The 20,374-nt window shown below is 57.4% G+C and carries 18 protein-coding genes; 10 read left to right on the top strand and 8 right to left on the bottom strand.

The features are described 5' to 3' along the window. Both VGK48_27910 and VGK48_27905 read left to right on the top strand, forming a co-directional pair. Nucleotides 1–911, top strand: a 911-nt coding sequence (locus tag VGK48_27910; GenBank protein ID HEY2385019.1) for a DNA mismatch repair protein MutL, incomplete at its 5' end; no start/stop codon positions are given. Between the two features lie 118 nt (nucleotides 912–1,029). Then, nucleotides 1,030–1,326, top strand: coding sequence for an HU family DNA-binding protein (locus tag VGK48_27905; protein ID HEY2385018.1), 297 nt, complete (start codon nucleotides 1,030–1,032; stop codon nucleotides 1,324–1,326). 77 nt (nucleotides 1,327–1,403) lie between these two features. Here VGK48_27905 and VGK48_27900 read toward each other — a convergent pair whose 3' ends face one another. Continuing rightward, entirely contained in the window at nucleotides 1,404–1,619 is a 216-nt protein-coding gene (locus VGK48_27900) for a hypothetical protein (protein ID HEY2385017.1), read from the bottom strand. A gap of 275 nt (nucleotides 1,620–1,894) precedes the next feature. Between VGK48_27900 and VGK48_27895 the strand changes: the two genes are divergently transcribed. The 4 genes from VGK48_27895 (at nucleotide 1,895) to VGK48_27880 (ending at nucleotide 5,409) form a co-directional block, all read left to right on the top strand. After that, nucleotides 1,895–2,932: an adenosine deaminase gene (locus VGK48_27895; protein HEY2385016.1), complete on the top strand. Its 1,038-nt coding sequence runs from the start codon at nucleotides 1,895–1,897 to the stop codon at nucleotides 2,930–2,932. Nucleotides 2,933–3,118: 186 nt separating this feature from the next. Beyond that, nucleotides 3,119–4,705 (top strand): ATP-binding protein, encoded by a 1,587-nt coding sequence (locus VGK48_27890; protein HEY2385015.1) that lies wholly within the window; start codon nucleotides 3,119–3,121, stop codon nucleotides 4,703–4,705. 63 nt (nucleotides 4,706–4,768) lie between these two features. Then, on the top strand, nucleotides 4,769–5,023 hold the full coding sequence (locus tag VGK48_27885) for a hypothetical protein (protein ID HEY2385014.1): 255 nt from the start codon (nucleotides 4,769–4,771) through the stop codon (nucleotides 5,021–5,023). Further along, a complete protein-coding gene (locus VGK48_27880; GenBank protein HEY2385013.1) occupies nucleotides 5,020–5,409 on the top strand; it encodes a PIN domain-containing protein in 390 nt (129 codons plus the stop codon). Before VGK48_27885 ends, VGK48_27880 begins: the two co-directional genes overlap by 4 nt. A 91-nt stretch (nucleotides 5,410–5,500) precedes the next feature. Here the strand turns inward: VGK48_27880 and VGK48_27875 are convergent, their stop codons facing one another. Beyond that, a complete protein-coding gene (locus VGK48_27875; GenBank protein ID HEY2385012.1) occupies nucleotides 5,501–5,830 on the bottom strand; it encodes a DUF433 domain-containing protein in 330 nt (109 codons plus the stop codon). Between the two features lie 777 nt (nucleotides 5,831–6,607). Between VGK48_27875 and VGK48_27870 the strand changes: the two genes are divergently transcribed. The 3 genes from VGK48_27870 (at nucleotide 6,608) to VGK48_27860 (ending at nucleotide 8,395) form a co-directional block, all read left to right on the top strand. Then, nucleotides 6,608–7,162 carry a sigma-70 family RNA polymerase sigma factor gene (locus VGK48_27870; protein HEY2385011.1) on the top strand — a complete coding sequence of 185 codons (555 nt, stop codon included), beginning with the start codon at nucleotides 6,608–6,610 and terminating at the stop codon, nucleotides 7,160–7,162. Continuing rightward, complete coding sequence (locus VGK48_27865; GenBank protein ID HEY2385010.1) at nucleotides 7,149–7,640, top strand: hypothetical protein; 492 nt, start codon at nucleotides 7,149–7,151, stop codon at nucleotides 7,638–7,640. The genes VGK48_27870 and VGK48_27865 overlap by 14 nt, the downstream gene beginning before the upstream one ends. 116 nt (nucleotides 7,641–7,756) lie before the next feature. Continuing rightward, nucleotides 7,757–8,395: a fibronectin type III domain-containing protein gene (locus VGK48_27860; protein ID HEY2385009.1), complete on the top strand. Its 639-nt coding sequence runs from the start codon at nucleotides 7,757–7,759 to the stop codon at nucleotides 8,393–8,395. Between the two features lie 65 nt (nucleotides 8,396–8,460). On the opposite strand, the gene VGK48_27855 is transcribed toward VGK48_27860, so the two are convergent. From VGK48_27855 to VGK48_27845, 3 genes are read right to left on the bottom strand one after another with little or no spacing between them, the layout of a single operon-like run. Then, a complete protein-coding gene (locus VGK48_27855; GenBank protein HEY2385008.1) occupies nucleotides 8,461–10,431 on the bottom strand; it encodes a glycosyltransferase in 1,971 nt (656 codons plus the stop codon). Nucleotides 10,432–10,471: 40 nt separating this feature from the next. Continuing rightward, a complete protein-coding gene (locus VGK48_27850; protein ID HEY2385007.1) occupies nucleotides 10,472–12,736 on the bottom strand; it encodes a VWA domain-containing protein in 2,265 nt (754 codons plus the stop codon). 15 nt (nucleotides 12,737–12,751) lie between these two features. Then, a complete protein-coding gene (locus VGK48_27845) occupies nucleotides 12,752–16,192 on the bottom strand; it encodes a TonB-dependent receptor (protein HEY2385006.1) in 3,441 nt (1,146 codons plus the stop codon). Between the two features lie 184 nt (nucleotides 16,193–16,376). Between VGK48_27845 and VGK48_27840 the strand changes: the two genes are divergently transcribed. Then, the gene (locus VGK48_27840) at nucleotides 16,377–17,336 is read left to right on the top strand and encodes a hypothetical protein (protein ID HEY2385005.1); all 960 of its coding nucleotides are present in this window, start codon (nucleotides 16,377–16,379) and stop codon (nucleotides 17,334–17,336) included. 78 nt (nucleotides 17,337–17,414) lie between these two features. On the opposite strand, the gene rho is transcribed toward VGK48_27840, so the two are convergent. The 3 genes from rho to VGK48_27825 all read right to left on the bottom strand — a co-directional run. Next, nucleotides 17,415–18,683 carry a transcription termination factor Rho gene (gene rho / locus VGK48_27835; protein ID HEY2385004.1) on the bottom strand — a complete coding sequence of 423 codons (1,269 nt, stop codon included), beginning with the start codon at nucleotides 18,681–18,683 and terminating at the stop codon, nucleotides 17,415–17,417. 142 nt (nucleotides 18,684–18,825) lie between these two features. Further along, on the bottom strand, nucleotides 18,826–19,413 hold the full coding sequence (yihA, locus tag VGK48_27830; protein ID HEY2385003.1) for a ribosome biogenesis GTP-binding protein YihA/YsxC: 588 nt from the start codon (nucleotides 19,411–19,413) through the stop codon (nucleotides 18,826–18,828). Nucleotides 19,414–19,465: 52 nt separating this feature from the next. Next, on the bottom strand, nucleotides 19,466–20,374 hold a 909-nt coding region (locus VGK48_27825), incomplete at its 5' end, for a S16 family serine protease (GenBank protein ID HEY2385002.1).

Below are 20,374 nucleotides of genomic sequence, written 5' to 3'. Positions count from 1 at the left end.
CGGAAGTCCGCTTCAAGCACCAGTCGTTCGTTCACGACGCGATTCGGGATTCTATCCTTTCGGGCTTGACTCAGGACAAAACGATAGTCCCGATGGAGAACCAGCCCACTCCGATGTCGCCGTTTACCGCTCCGGAGCCGCAACCGAGAATCCCGGATTCGTGGGCCTCGGCGGATCCGATCGCCCGCGCCGGTTTTACGCTCGCGCCGGGGATGCGCGATCCGGCGCCCGAGCCGGTTCCGCTCGGCTTGAATTTCAATGTTTCCCAGAAAACGGCTGATGGCTGCGGCGACAGTCTGGAGCTCCCGGCATATCCCGAATTCGATCGCGTCAAGAGCGAAGTCCGGCCGCTGGGCCAGCTTCGCGACAGTTTCATCGTCGCGACCGATTCGTCGGGGCTGATCGTCATCGACCAGCACGTCGCGCACGAGCGCGTCCTTTTTGAGATTTACCTGCGACAAAAGCTTGCCGGAAAGCTCGATATCCAGCGATTATTAATGCCCATCGTGGTTCAATTGCCTCCGCGGCAGCTTGTGATTCTCGATAACATCGTTCCCGAGCTGGCGCGGAATGGATTTGAGGTGGAGTCATTTGGTCCAAAAACCATCGCGATCAAATCAGCTCCTGCGATTTTGAAGCCTGCTGCGGTGGAGAAATTGTTGGTTGAACTACTGGATGGTCTCGAACGGGAAACACAGGTTATCAACATTGAAGCATTGAAGAAGAAAGTCGCGGCGACTGTTTCATGTCATGCCGCGATAAAAATAAACACGCCACTGGACGATGCAAAAATGCGCTGGCTCGTTTCCGAGTTGATGAAAACGGATGTTCCGACGGTGTGTCCTCATGGCAGGCCAATCATTCTGCGTTACGATTTACGCGAAATTCAGAAGGCCTTCAAGCGGGCTTAGCTTGACAGATCATTGCGCTCACTCTAACGTTCTAGAGCTGGTTTGGTTTCGGTGGCACTCATCGAATAAAATTCGGACGGCAATCACGGAAGGCAGTAAATCCTAAAGGAGGATTTTGATGGCAAAGATGACCCAGACCCAGATTTTCGCGGAAATGTCCACGAAAACGGGTATCAGCAAGAAACAGGTCAAAGATTTTATGACGACGCTTACCGACCTTGCTTACCGCGAGGCGAAGAAAGGTGAGTTCGCATTTCCTGGACTCGGCAAACTCGTCAAGCAAAAACGGAAGGCCCGAATCGGCCGGAATCCGGCGACCGGCGAGGAAATCAAAATCCCCGCAAAGACCGTCCTGAAGTTCCGCGTTGCTAAAGCCGCCAAAGACGCTGTGCTCGGAGCACCCACAAAGAAGTAGTTTTGGGCGGAAAAGTAACCGCTAACGGAAGCGGCGTACACACTGCGTAGATCAGTCTACCACCGCGGTAGACTCCTCTACGCGGGCCGCTTCATCCTCTTACTGGTTTCCCAACTCGAAAAATCACGGCCGAGAATAAAGAATTTCCGCCCGATCTGGACGATCGGAATGCGATCTTCCTCAATGATTCTGCGGAAATGGCGAATGGAGAAGCCTGCCATCTCGGCGGCTGTGGGGATATCTAAAAACATCTTCGTTCGTGGTTGAGTGCTGGTTGCCGTCTCGGTCAACATCGGTCTGGTTCCTCCCTATCGGCCGTATATCTAGCACTTGACTTGCCAATATCCCAGACGTTGGGCCGGTGACTTGCTCTGCACTCCTTCCATATGGCGTCCGCATGGCTAAGCCCTGTCCCAGGGCCTCTCGACAATCACCAGGTCTTCCAGTACCCGCGTTTTCAATTCGTCGTTGGGCTCCGCGCGAGTCAGTTTTCCGACGATTGGGGCCTCAATGGATGTCAAGAAACCGACCAGATTCTGTGGCTGTATCCTTTCCGCATGGAGGGCCTGTGAAGAATTTTGTGGAGCGCATGCCCAAGGCCGAGTTGCACCTGCACATCGAGGGGACACTCGAGCCGGAGTTGATGTTTGAACTGGCTTCTAGAAATCATGTTCACCTTCCGTATCGATCGGCCGACGAAGTGCGAGCCGCCTACGAGTTTTCCAGCCTTCAGTCTTTCCTGGACATCTATTACCAGGGCACCCAGGTTTTGCTGCATGAGCGCGATTTTTACGACCTCACGTGGGCATACCTCAACAAAGCGCACCAGCAGAGCGTCCGCCATGCCGAAATTTTCTTCGATGCGCAAGCGCATACGGCTCGGGGAGTCCCGATAGCGGCGATTATCGAAGGCGTCCATCAAGCGCTGGCTGATGGACAGCGCACTTTTGGAATCTCATCCGAACTGATTCTGTGTTTCCTGCGCCACCTGACCGGCGAGGACGCTATCCGGACCCTGGAGTCGGCGCTTCCCTATCGCGACTATTTTGCCGGCGTCGGTCTCGACTCATCGGAACGTGAGCATCCGCCGCGAAAGTTCACCGAGGTATTCGCGAAAGCCCGCGCGGAAGGATTATTTGTTGTCGCTCATGCCGGCGAGGAAGGGCCGCCGGACTATGTGTGGCAGGCCCTCGATATGCTGGGCGCAACCCGCATCGATCACGGAGTCCGCTGTATGGAAGATCCGGCTCTGGTTGAAAGGCTTCGATCGCAGCGTGTGCCGCTCACGGTCTGCCCGTTATCCAACGTGAAACTGCGCGTATTCGACTCGATCAAAAACCATAATCTGCCCGCTCTTCTGGATGCCGAACTCTGCGTAACGATCAATTCGGACGATCCGGCGTACTTCGGCGGCTATATCAACGAGAACTTCAACGCCGTCTGGGAAGCATTCGACCTGAATAAGGAACGCCTTTGCACGCTCGCCCGTAATTCCTTTGAAGCCGCCGTTATGGATGACGCCCGCCGCCGTCAGGTCATCACGGAATTGGACGATTTCGCCTCGGCAAGCTCGAATGTAGCCGCGTCCGCAAACCTGGAACGCTGAACTGGTTCAGCCGCGGAGCGGCATGTGATCTTTTGCCAAGGAAAGCATCCGCCAAAGCAACCCTCGTATCGTTCTTTTGACGACCGTAATGACAGGCATCTATGTCGTGAGTATTGTCGTGGCGATGGTGTCTGGCAAAACCCGAAAGGCCGGATAAGATGGCGGCGGACCCATTAGAATCTCTGCATGGGTGAAACGCGCGTCGATCTGCTGCACTTGCTCGAAGATTTGCGCGATGCGTATTCAGGGCCGGTTGAGGAGACGATTCTGACGGAGATCGTGGCGAATTCGCTCGATTCCGGTGCGACGCAAGTCCGGTTCGAAACGAATTCCGCGCAATCGGCCTTGACCGTCATCGACGACGGATCGGGAATGAAACGGCAGGAACTGGCGCGATATCACGACATCGCGGCGAGCACGAAAAGCCGTGGCGAGGGGATCGGATTTGCGGGAGTGGGTATCAAGCTGGGTCTATTGATTTCGGAAGAAGTCGTGACGGAGACGCAACGCGGTTCCTCCCATGTCGCGTCACTGTGGAGACTGGCATCGCGGCATAAGGCGCCCTGGAAGTGGATGAATCCTGTTCCCGGTTTGCTGAGCGGAAGAGGGACTGCCGTCCAGTTGAAACTTCGTAATCCGCTCTCGCCTGCGCTCGACGCCGGATTCATCGAGGCCGTGGTGCGGCGTAATTTCGAACCACTGCTCGATCCGGCGTTCGATCCGATACTGCTGCCGATTTACAACCATGAAATCCAATTCGATATCAATGGCCGGCGGCTGGATCGCCATTCACTGCCGAGCGCCGAAAAGGTGCCGCTCGAGATCAGGTTGGGGCGAAAGCGGAAGCCTTCGGCGATCGGAGTGCTGATCCGCGATTCGAACGGTCTGCCGGAAGACCGCCGCGGAATCGCGATCAGCACGTACGGAAAGGTGATCAAGCGCGGATGGGACTGGCTGGGCGTCACACCGACAACACCCGAATCCATCGGTGGCGCCTTCGAAGCGCCGCAGCTTGCGGGCAGCTTAACGCTGAACAAAAGCGACTTCATTCGCAGCGGACCGCGCGGGATGACATACATTGCGTACAGGCGGGCGATTCAGGCCGTGGTTTCACGGCAACTGGCCGAATGGGGACACGCCACCGACGCTGCCGGCGAGTTGCGCCGGCGGGCAGCGCGCCCGCTCGAGCGGGATCTTGAGAATGTGCTGGTGGATCTTGCGGATGAATTTCCGATGCTCGCATCTCTGGTCGAACACCGGCTCGGTGGGCAGCGCAAGCTGCCCATGTACCGCTCCGCTCCAGACGCCGATGCGCGTGCCGTCATTGCCGCCTCGATTGCGGCCGGCGCGGACCCTACTTCCCATCCCAGTCCGGGATCGCCTTCATCCGGCGGGGCGAATGCCGGCCCTCAACACTCCCCAGCGGACGGCAACGGCTCGCAAACACAGGCTCCAGGCTCCGCAGTCGATGCGGCCTTGCCTTCGACAGCCGGCAGAAGGCGTCCACAGCGCTACGGCCTTGTGATTGAGTTTGAGTCGCGAAACGACGATCCCGAACTTGCGCGCATTGTCGAATCCACCGTCTGGATCAACGAGGCGCATCCCGCTTTCCGCCGGGCCGTCGCTTCGCGATCCGAGGGCTATCATCTCGCTCTTTCCGTCGCAATGGCTCTCGGTCCCCTCGCAGTTTCACCTGCGGAAGAGCACGCGTTTATCACGGCCTTCCTGGCCCGCTGGGGCGAAGCCCTCGAGAACCGCGGCTCGCGGAAGTAAGGCCTATCCCACGATCCGCACTGCAGGTTGACCGTACATGCTTGTGGAATGTACATTGTACATATGAAGTATGTCACTGCGTCAGAGGCCAGGAAAAACTGGTTTCAACTTCTCGATGAAGCCGCCAGGGGCGAGATCATTGCCATTCAGCGTGATGACAAGAAACTTGTCCTGCAGCTGGAGAAAAGAAAACAGCAGGTTCCCGATTACAAAGGTTTGATCTCCGCGCGAGGCTCAGATGATGCGGACGCTTGGGGCTGGGAATGGAAAGGACCCGGCCGGCTGGTCCCGCGAACCAGGCGAAAACTGAAACGATGACCTGTCTTCTGGACACCCATTTTGTTGTTTGGGTTGTCACCAAATCCCGCCGTCTCCGAAAATACCCCTGGCTGTCCAAATATGAACCGTGGGCCGTTTCGCCGGCTTCTCTCCTGGAGATTCAGCTGCTGTCGGAAGTGGGCCGGCTCCGGATCGACAATCCCCGATTCAGCCGTGAAATCACAACAGATCCCCGATTTCAGTTCGACGACGTTCCATTCGCCACGTTGATTCAAAAATCGCTCGAGTTGTCCTGGACTCGCGACCCATTCGACCGGATTATCGCCGCCCATAGTCTTTCCCGCCTCATGCCCCTTTGCAGTGTTGATGAAGTCACGCTTCAGCACCACAAACTCAGATCGGCTTTGCCGTGGAGTCCAGCCTGATGAGCACTTTGAAAATCGATCCGCGAGTCCAGATGTCCGGTCGCCGTAACAATGCGGAAGTCGAGATCATTGTCGGCTTGCAGCCGAACTTTCATGATGATCGACTGGGGGAAGCGTTACGCAATTTTTCGTAGATTCGCCGGCTTTGCGGATACTTCGCTTCGATCTCGGCACGGAACGTCTGCCATTCCGCATCGGATTCGCGCAGATACGCGTCAACTTGGGATTGGTTCGCTAAATAAAAAGTAATCGCACCGTAAACCTGCTCCAAGCGCAACGCAGGATAGCAATCGTGAACTATGGCTTCCGGAGAAAGGCCCTCCTTGAAGCAGTGCACAATCGAGTCAAGGGAGATAGCCTCTCCCCTGATCCAATAGCCATCATCGCGGTATTCCACGTAGCTGGATTCAATCCTGTCCATACCTTCGGTTCCCTCAAACTATTCTAGCCCCTCGCTGCGCGAAATTGTTTGTCCTGCCCGCCTGCGCCCCGTTCCAACCCGCGTATTGTATACATAATGCCCATTCTATGGCGGCCTTTCAGCCCCATTCCCGACGCGCCACCTGTCTTAAAATTGTCTCGAAAGCGATCTGTAAGTTGCTGATTCTTCGAGATGGCGGAAAACGCGGTATAGCCGAAGCCAGAATGCCTTGGTCTCCGACGATGCGGTCAAGACCGGAACGTTCGGAGACTTTTCATCCTCAGGGGTGGCCCGCCGGGGCCATGAGACTTTCTTACGATTTGATGGCCTTTCGGTTGGCTTGGCGACGGCTTGCCGACCAGCTTGCCGCGGATAAGTCATTGGACGAGACCCATGACTCTTTCGCGCCGCGAATCAGTCATTGGACGGGACTCATGACTCTTTCGCGCCGCGAGTAAGTCATTGGACGGGGCCCATGACTCTTTCGTGCCGCGAGTAAGTCATTGGACGGGACCCATAACTCTTTCGCGCCGCGAATGAGTCATTGAACGGGGCCCATGACTCTTTCGTGCCACGAATAAGTCATTGAACGGGACCCACGACTTTCTCGTGTCGCGTTTAAATCATGGGCTCGGCCGTTTCGACCGGACTCGACCTGTTCGGTTTATTTTTCAATGACTTGACGTGTCTTCGCCAGTTCCCGGCAGAAAACCCGAAAAAAATTTGATGGACTGCGACAAACAGGGGGGTCAGAACTGTTGTACTGAGTGAGGGCAAATGAGCACCGGAGCCGATGGAGAGGAAACAAATGGCCGCCGTGGGGGACGAAAAACCGAGGAGCTTTTCGTCGAACACTACCGTTTCATGTATACCACGGCCTATAAGTTCCTTAAGGAGAAGGCGGATGCGGAGGACGTCGTTCAAAATCTGTTCTTCAAGTTCCTCGGCCGCGAGCTTCCTCCGGATGTCTGGGCCGACCCGAAGGGTTATTTCTACCGCTCGGTGCGCAACGCGTGCTTCAACTGGAAAGATTCACGCAAGAGCCGGAAGGAAAAACCAGGCGTCGAGGAACTCGAAATCGTGGCACCTCGAAGCGGGCGCGCCCATGAGAACGCCGTTCATGAACTGGATCATCTCATGGGGACACTCGATGACGATATCGCCAGGATCGTGATGCTCCACGCCGATGACGGCCTCAGCGACGCCGAAATCGCGGAGATGCTGGGCCAATCCCGCTCGAAAATCGCCTCCATTTTGAGCAGAGCGCGGCAAAAATTGAAAAAGGTCACAGGCGCACGACGCGCCAGTAAGGAGAAACATGCTGGGACGTAAAAAGGACAAAGATTTCGATGAGATCCTGAAGAGATATTTTCCGCGCTCCAAAAGCGATGAAGTCGAGGCGGCGCGCGACCGTTTCCTGCTGCTGGTGAAAGAGCGCCGTACATTGCAAGAGGCTCTGGATAATTTCACGAGTTCCAAGGTCCTGCCCGACGTCACGAAGTACGTATCGCTCGGGTATGTCGATCAACTCGTCCTGACGACGATTTATCTTCTTCATGGAGATGGAACCAGCCTGCGAATCGACGAAAAGGTCAGCGACCTGACCTCGCACATCATCGATACCGGAGCCGTGTTCATAGCACTCGATCGTCTCGAGCGCGGCCAGCTGATTTCCTCGAAGCCTGTGAAAGTGGAGGGCTATGACGAGCCTCAACTGGTCTTCAGCGTCACGGCGGAAGGCAAACGCATGCTGAGCGCAGTGAAAGCCGGGGCCAGGCGCCTGCTGGAAGCACTCGCGGATTTCGAGTGAAAAATATTTCGAGGTGCTGCGACAAACCAGGGGGTCCGAACTGTTGTACTCAGTGAGGGGCAATGAAGCACCTCGACAGAATGTTTCAAATCTAAAAAGAAAGGAGGTAAAAAGTCATGACAGAACAGATCCATGTGAATGTAGGCTTCGGCTCGCTCTCGGACAAGGACGTTGCGACACAGGGAGTAGCCGTAGTGGATGGACTGACGAACAATCTGAAGCTGGCGGATCCGCCGATCAAACCGGCGGATTTGAAGGCCCAGGTTGAGACATACACCAGCCTGATCGCGGCGTCGGCCGATGGCGGCAAGCAAGCCATTGCCGAACGTAAGAAGCAGCGCGCGGTCGTGGTCAAGATGTTGCGTCAGTTGGGCCATTGGGTAGAGGCGAATTGCAATGACGATGCAACGATTCTCCAATCCAGTGGTTTCCGGCAGCGAGTGACGCCGGTCCGCAACCATCAGCCGCAGCAGCTCAACGGTCCGCCGTCTTTTAAGGCGGACAGTGGTAAGAGCAGCGGCCAGGTGGTCCTGCACGGCAAACGGGTTCTCAAGGCGTTGAGCTATAAAGCGCGGTACGCGCCGATCGGCGCCGATGGGAAACCGGGGACGTGGGCGGAACTGCCGGCCGCCGGCACCCGCTCCATCACCGTCACTGGTCTGACGCCGGGCACCAACTATGCATTTCAGATGTGTGCCCTTGGACGTGCAGGCTATACGGACTGGAGTGATTCCGTAACACGCATCTCGCTGTAGTCCGCCGAAACGCCCTCTTCCGCGCAAGCGGGAGGGGGCGTTCTTCTGACCGGCTTGTCGGCTGCCTATGCTCCGATCAGGATCTTGCGCTCAATATGTTCGAGCACCGCTGGAATGCCTGTATAAATGTCGAATTCTTCGATATCCGTCTTTTCCCTGGCCAGGACGTCGCGGAATCCTGCCTGGACGCGGTCTGGCCCCGCCGGATCAAGGAACACGGCCATTGGCGTAGGAGTTGTTGTGGCAAGCCAGGAAATGCCCGAGTTGGCGCCGAGATAGAACCGGCTCCAGCGGATCAATGCTGCCATTACCTCGAAGGGCTTGTCGATGCACGCGATCGTGCCTGGAATTACCGGGTCGCCTCTCTTCAGGAGCACGACCGTCGGGACTCCGGCCTGCTGCGCGAGTGTCATCACATTCGATCTGGGCCAATGCCTGCTGCCATCGGTCTCGCATGAAGCAGTAATGAATCCGTCCCGCCTCAGGTTGTGTTCCCTGAGAAATTCTTCGGCTTCGAAAAGTGCGGCGGAGCCCGGTTCCAACCCTGTCTTATGTGTTTTCAGCTGCACCCCGCACTTTCGGGCCATGAAATCGATGGCATGCAGATTACTGTCGCTCCAGTCTTCCAGGTTGGCCGCGGGGTCGGGGGAAAAGACATGCGTAAAGCCATTGGCCTGTATCCAATCCCACGGAATGATTCCGGCGGGTTCGGATTCGCGTACCGAATCGGCAACGCTTGTACGTGCCAGGGAAGCGTATTGCGGCGATGTCAACCACACCGTTTCGGCATGAAGCTTCTCCCGCAGAGCGGCGATCACCGGGAAAGCATGAACAACGTGCCCGAGGCTGCCGAAAGCAATGAACAGAATCTTTGCCGGACCGGTTTGATCGATGGCCTCGAAGACATTGGTTTCGATTTCGCGGTAGACCGAAGGCTTGTTCAGGGCCCGCCGGGCCTTGCTGTGGCCGGGATTCAGCTTCAGGCATTCGATGAAGTGGAAGTGGGCGGACCGTGTGTTTTCGAATTTCGACTCGATGCAGCCAAGATGGTATTCCGCTGCGTCCCAATATCCGTCATTCGAACGGTGCAGGACGAGCTGGAACAAACGGCGGGCTTCATCCAGTTCGCCGATGGACTCGAGATGCGCCGCGTGGCGGTAGATTGCGATGGTGCCCGGATTTCCGCGTTGAGACTTGAGCTCGCCGATGTCCTTCAGTCCTTCCGAAATGCCGTGTTGAAAGTAGTGCCGGCTGATATGCCGGTATAGTTCACCGGCGCCTCCGGGAAGCACAGTCGAGCCGGATTGTTCCAATAGCGCGATCTCCTTGACTGCGGTGTCGGCATCCGCGGCGTGGCCTTCGTTCCGGGTGAGAGCTTCCCCGTCATCGACGACGGGCATGAAATCGGGAAACCTGGAATGGAGGAAGACAGCGGATACTCCGTCCACGAATTCACGTTCGATAAGATCGCGGACCTTCAGGACGTCGTTTTGAAATCCGATTGCCGATTCGACGCAGGCGGTATGGAGGCCATGGCGCTTCAGACGCAGCTGCATCTCGAGATCTTCCGACCGCTGCGCAAAATCCTCGTCGTAGCCGCCGTGTGCGAGCAGGAATGTCTTTGACAGAAGCAGAGGCGGCTGGAATTTGCCGTGATCTTCCATCCACTTCATCGTCAGAGTCAACGGTACGTCCGGGTCCCACACCACGCGTGGCGTCAGACAGACTCGAGGATCATTCCGCCTGGAGAACTCATCGACCAGCCGCAATACCATGTCCGGAGCGGCGAAAAGGTCATCTCTCATGATGAGCACAAGGTCGTGGGACGCGGCTTTCAGTCCTGTATTGATTGCGGAGCTGCGGCCTTGATAACGGAGGTGACGGATGACCCGGGCGCCATTGGGCGGCAGCACGACAGGCGGCTGGGACGCATCGTCGACGACGATGATTTCCGCTTTGTTGTGCTCGAGCGCTGCGACGCACTCCACCACGCTGCTGATCCGGTCATGAGTCGGGATGACAATCGTCAGTTTCATCCCTCTTCTTATCGGCCGGTCGACTTCGATCCTTTAACTGCTAACGCACCAGGAGCGCGAGCCGCGGGAACACAACCTGACCGGCGGCCTCATCGATGACGTTCACCTGGCAGGTGTAGAAGCCGGCCTTCAACTCCGAAAGCGGTACATCCAACTCGATCGTGGCGGCTTTCCGCTCGGGGGTGTTGATCTGATTCACTTCCATCAAAGGCGTTTCATAGACCTTGTTGTTGCCTTTATAGAATGTTGCATTGGTGAGCAGCCGCGCCGCGGTCTTGTTGCCGGCATCGACGTCAGCTGGATGTTGGGGATCGTACACTTCATAAAACAGGTACAGATGCTGATCTTTCGAGAAGACGTGCGTTACGCTCGGGATCAATTCGGTTCCGTTACGCATCAGCGGGTTATCCTTCCTGGCCTTTCCCGCTGTCTTCTGCGCAGAAGCGATTACTGAACTGACCTTGACCGGCGCCGCCAGGAGATTCGGAATCAGTACGTCTGCCTCGAACGAGCCGATCTGACCGGTCTCGTTCTCACGCACGATAAATCGCAGCCGGAAGCGTCCCGGAGGCAGAAGGAAGGCGGCGTCGTACTGAACGTTCTTCCGCTTCACCTCCTGCTCGGCGTCGAGGTTGAGTTTGATGGTCTGTTTGATCTGACCGAAGATCCGAGGACTCTGCTGCGCCGCCGGAGGTCCTCCACCGCGGAAGCCACCCTGGCCGCCTCCACGTTGTCCGCCACGGCCGCCGCCTCCCCCACCTCCGCCGCCGCGGGGACCACCCTGGCCGCCTGCGCCTCCCGGTGTTCGAACCGGTTCGAGTACGGCGCCCAGAATATCGAGCGTGGCTTTGTCCTGGTTGCTTTGAGTGGCGAATGGGATGGCGCTGCCGGGCACGACGATGGAAACCGGAACGAAGTAGCGGGCATCATCGAGCTTGAAGTATCCCGTCGAGAGATAGACCGGCAGATCGGTGCTCGGCAGGTCCGCAGCAAGCTCGTCCTGCATCTGCTTGTCGCGGTTTTCCTTTTCCAGGTGCTGGAAGTCCCTGTCCGCGTAATAGCCTCGCCGGGCGTCCACCCGAACGCTGGGAACTTTCACGTTGACGCGGATATTGCGGTACTTGCCGTCCTTCGCCGGGTTTGTGCTCGAGTAGCCGAGCACGTAGTACATCGCGGTGTCTTCCTGGATCTGCGTGAAGATCTTCCCGAAATCATTCGTATCCATGAGGGATCGGCCGCCGGTGTCCGCCGCAAGACTCACCAGCGTGTCCTGAGAAGCCTGGAGCGCGGTGAACTGGCCGCGCAATCCCCTGCCGTTGAACGCGTTGGCGCCGCGCCCGCTGGCGGTGTTCGCGGCGCCGCCCGGCACGACAGCCTGCAGGCCGCGGGTGTCGACGGTATAGATCGCGGTATTGGAACGAACCGCAGCGTTCACCGCGGCGCGATAGGACGTCTGGTTATCGATTCCATTGGCCCTGAGACCACCGCTGAAGAAGAGTAGGGTTTTCTTTTCTTCGATCGATCCCAGGGTTTCCGCAATGGTGCGCAGAACATCGAACTTCCGGTCGGTGTTGAAAATGTCTGTCTCGCCGGTATCCGGCGAGAACTCCGCGTCGGTGCTGGTGTCGGTGTCGTCGGTTGCGGCGGCGCCCGGCGTCCCGTTGTCCGCGAAGCCGTTGGCGCTGTTCGGATCGAAGCTATCGAGCGCGTCTCCCAGGTCCTCTTTGTTCGAGGTGAAGTCCTGGTCGATGTTGAGCTGATTGGAAAGCGAAACGATCGAGACGAAGTCGGCGGCCCTCATCTGCTCATCGATGTATTTCTTCGCCGATTTGATGCCGCGCGTGATTTCGTCCGGCTGCATCGACTGGAGGTCGAAAAACATGACGATGAGGCGGCGGTCTTTGAAGGTTTCTTTCGTGTATTCTGTCGGAGACGCCTGCTTCGCGCGATCCTTTGCCGCCTGCTCGATTTTTGTGGAGCTCGCGGCGTCCAGATCCCCCAGAAGGTTGAGGGCTTGGAGCTCTCCGCCGTTCTGAGTAAGCGCGTCCGTGTTCTGAATGTCCATCGAGACGATCTTTTGAGCCTTGCCGTCCTCGCTGATCGTGAAGTCGTCCTGCTTGAGATCGCGGATGAAATTGCCCTTGCCGTCCTTCACCTGCACGTTCACAAGCACGACCTGGGTCGTCGTCTTCAGGGCGAATTTGCTTTCACCTTGCTGCCTGACGTCCTGCGAGACGGCGGGAATCGCAAGCAGCCACGCCATAATGATGAAGAAGAGAGACCGGGTTACCTCATCCCGCTTCATGTGTATTCGTACCCCCTAAAACCGGAATCGGGCCTGGATGGTAATTCGCCGCATCGCGCCCGCCGTGGTTATCTGGCCGAACAGGTTGGAGTTGACGGTTGTATTCGGACCGGCGTAGACGACCATATTGAGCACATTACTCGCCTGAATCTGCACATCGAGCGCACGGTTTTTTTCGAAGCGGAACGTTTTGTTCATCGTCATGTTGACCGACCTCGTGCCCGGACCACGGATGATGTTCCTGCCGGCGTTTCCCAGGCACCCAGCCGGCGCCTGGAAGAGGCTGGTTTCGAACCATTCTGTCACTGTCGGGTGACTCAGCCGGGTCTGGCCGCCGAGGAAATCCGGCCGCAGCGTCGCATTGGTTGCCGAATAGTCGCAGGATGAGTTTGTGATGCGCGGTGTGAACGGCAAACCCGAGCCGTAGCTAATCGTTCCCTGAGTCGTCCAGTCGCCAATCGCCCGGCTGAAGATGTTGTCGCCGTGTAGAAAAGGCTTGCCCTGGCCAAACGGCGGCTCGTAGGTGTAAGTCAGGGCAAGGTTGTGCCGCTGATCGCTGTTGTCCGGCCCGCGCTCGGCGCGCAGATTGAACGCATCCTGAACGACGCCCGACCCGCTGCCCCCGATAAAGCTCGAGACATCGTCGATAAACTTGGCGTACGTATAAGTGCCGTTGACCTGCATTCCTCGCGAGAAGCGCCGCCGCACCTGTAATACGCCGCTGTGAAATATGGAATTCCCCTGGGATGTATCCCAGACATATGAAATCACGTTCGGAATGCGCGCCGTACCAAGACTCGTTCGATTGGGTGCTGTGGCGACGTCGAGCCGCGTCCCTTTTGTTCCGGTGTAGTCCGCGTTCATCTGAATGTTCAACGGCAGGTCGCGCTGCACATCGAAATTCCACTGTTGGGCGTAGCCGTCCCGGTAATTCTTATCGACTCCGTAGGTGTTCTGCACGACCGACGGCGAAAGAGCCGGGAAGCCATCTTCGATTGTCAGCGCGGAGCCTGCGCCCGGTTGAACGCACGTATTCGCACCGCCGCTGAGCAATGGGCCATACTGCACGCAGTTCTTCGCTGTCTGAGCGAACGGGGGCTGACGCACCATCTGGTTGGCCATCGCACTGTAAGCGGCTGCGTTATACGTGATGCCGTAACCGGTCCGGACCACGAACCGTCCCGGCCCCCGCCACGCAAGGCCAAGGCGCGGGGCGAAGTTGTTGCGGTCCGGATTGACCAGAGTTCGCGAAAAGCTCCCGGAGTATGGGCCAAGCTGTCCCGCCTGAACAGGCGCGACCGCCAGAAAGCCCGGCGCGACATCGAGATTGACGAGGTGATTATCGGCTTCCGTATATGGTGATGCGTATTCGTAACGCACTCCCAGATTCAAGGTCAGATTGCTGCGCAGACGCCAATCGTCCAGGAAGAACCCGTCATACTGAAGCGAGAGAAACTTATGGCCGTTCGCGCCGTAGTTCAGCGTCGTCTGCTGCGGCAGACCCAGCAGGAAGTCCGCAAAATCCAATCCCGTGCCGGCAAGCAGGCCGCTCCCGTCAAACAGTCCGGTAGCCTGTCCGTTGAAGATAAATTGTCCGCGCGGATTGCCGACGGTGCTGTGAACGTTATTGATGGCGCGGGTCAGATCCGCGCCAAAAGTGAAATTGTGGTTGCGCCGGTTCAACCTGAAGTTATCCGAGGCGCGATACGTCCAGTTGTCTGTATTCGCCGGTGTGCGGTCGTTCAATCCGGTGAAATTAACGAACGATAAGTTCGGCAGCCCCCAGTCCGCAGGATCCTGCGAGACGCCCGTGATGCCGAGCAGTCCGGCCACATTCGTCAGATTGGCATAGAGATTCGTGCTTTGATTCTGGTTCCGGTTGACCCGGAACTGCATCTGGTTCTGCATTCTGCCGATCGGCTTGCTGAAACTGACCTGCGTATTGAACGCATGCTGCAGGCCGCTGCCGCCGATCGACGGGAAAGCTCCGGCCTGCACGTTGTTCTGCCTCTGAAATTGAAACTGGACGCTCAACGTGCCGCCACGTCCGCGCCCGCCGCGTCCGCCGCGGCCACCACCTCCTCCTCCGCGCTGCCCGCGTTGCTGCGTGGGCTGCGCGAAGGTGTGCTGAAGATTGAAATTGATGGCGTCGCTGTCGCTGGTGGTCGATGTGACGTAATGGAAATTACGCGTGCCGTCGGTTGTGGGGTTATTGGGCAGCGGTACGTACGACAGCAGACCCGTTGCCGCACTATCGATTCTTTCCGCCGGGATCATGTTATTCGCAAACGGAAGCCGGTTCAGCGGATCATAGACCGTAACAGGCTTGCCCTGAAGCAGAAAGCCGGAGAGATCTCCGTTGCGCTCCGCAAGCGTGGGAACCGTCGAATAGGAGTCGGTCGGGTTGGTGCTGCGGACACCCGTGTAGGTGATATTGAAAGTATTCTGCTGGGAGTTGAGTAAGTGCGGAACTCCCAAAGGTCCTCCCACGGTTGCCGCGAAGTTGTTCCGCAGATATTGAGGCTTGGCCGCAGCCGTCTGCCCGGCCAGATGATACGGTGCGGCGTCCAGGTTGGAATCGCTCAGCGTATATCTCAGATTGATATTGATCGGGTTGGCGTTGCGTCCGCGCTGGCCGCCCAGGTTGAAGTTTCCGCCGCCGCGGCCACCGCGGCCGCCGCCTCCCCGGCCGCCACCGCCGCCACCTGCAGCGCCGCCGAATGCGGCCGCAAAATCATTGGCGCCGCCGCCACGCCCGCCGCCGCCCGCCGCGCCGGCATTGTTGCCGCCACCACCGGGACCGCCCGGTGTCTGGTCGAAATTGCCGGGAATATCCCCCAGGTTCAGCTGCCGCGGATCGAATGCTCCTCCGAACTGCGGCGTGGCGGTGGTTCCGGCGATCGCGACGGATTCGGTCGCCGCGTCGGCCGTCATACCCGGCAGAGCCGCCGATGGATTCGCCTGCAAATCCGCAAACGGATTCTGATCGGGCTGCTCGGCTGGCGTTTCAGCCTCAGCCTCATCCGGCGCATTGCCGCGGCCGCCGCCGTTGGCAGCCTGCCGCGCCGGCCGGGGTCGCGTTTCATTCGCCTGCTGCGCGCCGGCGCGCTGAGCTTGCGTCAAAAGCGATAAGCCGAAGTCTTTCTGGACCGGTTTGGATGCGTCCATCACTTCGACGTCGGCGCTCTCGGCCGAGAATCCGGACATATCGACAGTCAGGTGGTACGTGCCTGTATCACCGATTTTTAAGATGTATTGTCCGTTGACCTCTGTGATCACTCGCGCCGTCTTCGAGGTCCCCAGGCTGACAGCTGTTACGATGGCGCCGGGCACCGGCCCCTGTTTGAAGCGCACAATGCCTTCGATCACGGCGCCGCCGCCCAACTGGGTTTGCGCCGTTATAGTGAGGGTCGCGACGATGACACCGAACAGGAGTATGAACAGCGTTCTGTTCACTTTGTTTCCGCTCCAGAAGCTTTTCCAGGCAATCTTTGCACAACTCCAGGAATCCCGATGTTAAAGATGGTTAATCGCGTCCCGGTTTGTTGGAGGCGCGATTTTGGCGGTTTTCGCCTTTATCGTATTCTTCTCTGTAGTCGAAACCATCGGCGCCATGCGCCATGCGAAAGGATTACTGGTTATGAAATGGATCTTTGGTGCATTGGTGATTGCAATTGCGATGGGCTGGGTGGCGACTGCGACGATTCCCGCGGCGGCAGTAAGCATCGATCAAGCGAGTTTGAAGTTCCTCCCGGCCGATACCCAGGGTATAGCTTCGATCGACGTGGCTGGACTCCGGAACGTAAGCCTGCTGAAATCGGTGTTTGATTTATACCAGCCCACAATCGAGGGCAAGTTGCCCGAATTCTTGACGGTAACGGGGTTTGTGCCGCAACGTGACGTGGACCATGTCACACTTGGCAAGATTGGCGCCCAGGACACCGTCGCTATCATCCAGGCTCGCTATGATCGAGTTAAGGCGGAGCAGTCCATGACAGATAAAGGCGTTCAGCCCGAAACATATCTCGGGCATAACATCTTCCCATTAGATGTTCAAAAGGGGCCGAATTACCGCACCGGCGAGGTCACTTTTCTCGATGGGCTTATCGTTCTGGGTCAAGGTGATGTGGTGAAAAAGTCATTGGATCAGATGCAGATTCCCGGCTCAGCGCCTTTGCGCAGCGATTTGATGGCAGCGATTCAAACGATCGATGCGGGGAGCCAGGTTTGGGCAGTCGGCGATTTTTCGATCGGTGATCTGTCTGCAGCCGGAATTCGGGGGCCAGCTCCGGTTATGGATATGTTCAAGTCACTGCAGAGCGGCACTTATCAAATGCATGTCGATTCCGGAGTGCATGCCCGTGCGACTGCGAATTTCGCCGATACGGATAGCGCCCAGAATCTGCGCGATCTGGCGAATGGAGCTTTGGCGGTCGCGAAGCTTCAGGTTGCAAAGCAGCAGCCGGACATGATGCACGTTCTGGACGGAATTCAGGTAAGCACCAGCGGGCCGATGCTGGTTGTTCAGATCGACGAGCCCGGGGATCTGCTGAAGAAGCTGCGCGGTGGATTAAACCAACTCAAAGGACAGATCCGGTAGCTTGGTGTGTGAGCGACCCCCTGCCGGCCGCAAAGCGGTCGGCAGGGGGTCGCTCACACATCATGTTGAACGAGTGCGCTATCTGCCGCCGCCTCCGCCGCTCATCGAGGCCAGGAAGTCGGCGTTACTCTTGTTCTTGCCCATCTTATCCAGCAGAAGCTCCATCGCTTCCACGGTCGAGAGCGGATTGAGAACCTTCCGGAGAATCCAGATCCGGGTCAGTTCATCCTTCGGAACAAGCAGCTCTTCCTTACGGGTTCCGGACCGATTGATATCGATTGCCGGGAACACGCGCTTGTCGACAAGCTTGCGGTCGAGCCCGATTTCCATGTTGCCGGTGCCTTTGAACTCTTCAAAGATGACGTCGTCCATGCGGCTTCCGGTATCGATCAGGGCGGTGGCGATGATGGTCAGGCTGCCACCCTCTTCGATATTGCGAGCGGCGCCGAAGAAACGCTTCGGGCGTTGGAGCGCGTTGGAATCCACACCGCCCGACAGCACCTTGCCCGACGGCGGCACAATCGTGTTATATGCGCGCGCCAGACGGGTGATGGAGTCGAGCAGGATGACCACGTCTCGCTTATGTTCCACAAGACGCTTGGCCTTCTCGATGACCATTTCCGCAACCTGGACGTGACGCGAAGCCGGTTCGTCGAATGTCGAACTGATGACTTCGCCATTCACCGAGCGCTGCATGTCCGTCACTTCTTCCGGCCGCTCGTCGATCAGCAATACAATCATGATGACTTCGGGATGATTCGAAGTGATCGAGTTTGCGATCGTCTGCAGCAGCATCGTCTTTCCTGTTCGCGGGGGAGCCACGATCAGGCCACGCTGCCCCTTTCCGATCGGCGTCAGCAGGTCGAGCACGCGCGCGGAAAGGTTATCCTTGGCGCTCGGTGTTTCGAGCTTCAGCCGTTCGTTCGGATACAGCGGCGTCAGGTTATCGAAAAAGATCTTGTTGCGAGCCTCGTCCGGGTGCTCGAAGTTTACGGCTTCGACTTTGATCAGGGCGAAGTAACGTTCTCCGTCTTTCGGAGGCCGCACCTGTCCTGAAACCGTATCGCCGGTGCGCAGATCGAACTTGCGAATCTGCGACGGCGAGACATAGATGTCATCCGGTCCCGGCAGGTAGTTGTAGTCCGGGGCTCGGAGGAATCCGAAACCGTCGGGCAGGGTTTCGAGAACGCCTTCACTGAAAATGAAGCCGCTCTTTTCGGTCTGCGCCTGCAGGATTTTGAAAATCAGTTCCTGCTTCCGCATACCGGAAGCTCCCTGAATGTTGAGGTCTTTGGCCACCTGCGTCAGGGCGGAAATATTCATTTCCTTCAACTGCGCGATGTCCATGGTGGAAGCGCCTTCTGGGCGATCCGGAGCAACGAATTTTTTTGAACTCATAGGTGGGTTTTTCTCTTCTGAGCGTCGGGCTCACCGTCCAGGCCACTGCCGGCACAATCTCCTTGATGGCTATTCGGGCGGCACCCCCACGCTACTGTGGGATGTGATCTATGGCAGTTCGAATCCTGGTCAGGATTGCGTCCTTTCCGAAACCCGTGACTGCCGAAAACGGAATTATCTCCTTTGTGTTAAGTGTTTCGGCGCTTGTACGGAGCGCCAAATTCAGCTGGCTGCGCGAAATCTTATCGGTCTTGGTCAAAACAACAGAGTTCGGGATTCTGTAATGATCGAGCCAGCCCTTCATCCGGGTATCCGATTCTGTCGGCGGCATGCGGCTATCCACAAGCATCAAGGCCAGTTTGAGCTGGTCTCGAGCTCGTAAATAATCTTCGATCATTGCTCCCCAATTTTCCTTCACGGCCTTGGGAACCTTTGCGTATCCGTAGCCGGGCAAATCCACAAAGTACATGCGGTCATCGATAAGAAAGAAGTTGATCGTCTGCGTCCGGCCTGGAGAAGAACTCGTACGAGCCAACCCGTGGGCGTTGGTCAGCGTATTCAACAAACTGGATTTGCCGATGTTCGATCGGCCACAAAATGCGATCTCAGGTCTCTGATCTCGGGGAAATTCAGCCGGTCGTGTTGCACTCTTGACGAATCGGGCAGAGTTAATCCTCACGGCTGACAGTCGAGAGGCCGGAACCTAGTCCCATCTTAACACGGGATTGATGCTAGTTCATGACCGATTCTTGAAGATCTCCACCACCGTCGATCGGAGGCCGGAAAGGAACTTCCGCCGCCGCCGCCGCCAATATAGGTGTGGGCTGGTGTTCCAGCGCGACCTTCAAAACTTCGTCCATGCTTTCGACGAGGTGTACCGTGAACTCATCTCGAATATTTGCCGGGATATCGGCGAGGTCCTTCTGGTTGTCCCTGGGAAGGATGATCGTCTTGATTCCGGCGCGATGAGCCGCCAGCAGCTTCTCTTTCACTCCTCCGATCGGCAGTACTTTTCCCCGCAGCGTGATTTCCCCCGTCATGGCTACATCGCATCGGACTGGAATCTGAGTGAGTGCGCTTACCAGTGACGTCGCCATTGTTATGCCGGCGGATGGACCATCTTTGGGAATTGCGCCCTCTGGAACATGGATATGGAGATCGAGCCGACGGTAGAAATCTTTGGGAATTCCAAACAATTGAGCCCGGGACCGCACGTAGCTCATCGCGGCCTGAGCGGATTCCTGCATGACATCACCAAGTTTGCCGGTCAGTGTCAGATGGCCTTTGCCCTCCATCAGAGTGGCTTCAGTGGCCAGGATCTCACCGCCAACCTCGGTCCATGCAAGACCTGTTACGAATCCGACTTCATTTTGTGATTCGTGACGGTTAGAACGGTACTTTGGAATCCCAATGTAGTCAACTAGATTTTCCTCGGTAATCCTGACGCTGTCCTTGGACGAGTCCTTAACGACAGCACGGGTTACCTTCCTGCAAACAGAGGAGATCTCGCGCTCCAGATTGCGGACGCCGGCCTCTCGCGTGTAGTTCCGAATCAAGCCCTGGATGCCTTCGTCCGCAAACGCCAGCTGCTGCGATTTGAGGCCGTTTGCTTCGATCTGCTTGGGCACGAGGAATCGCCG

The organism is Terriglobia bacterium (assembly GCA_036496425.1).
GTDB lineage: Bacteria > Acidobacteriota > Terriglobia > 20CM-2-55-15 > 20CM-2-55-15 > 20CM-2-55-15.
Note: the sequence above shows the minus strand (reverse complement) of the source record. Positions and strands in the feature narration are given on the sequence as shown.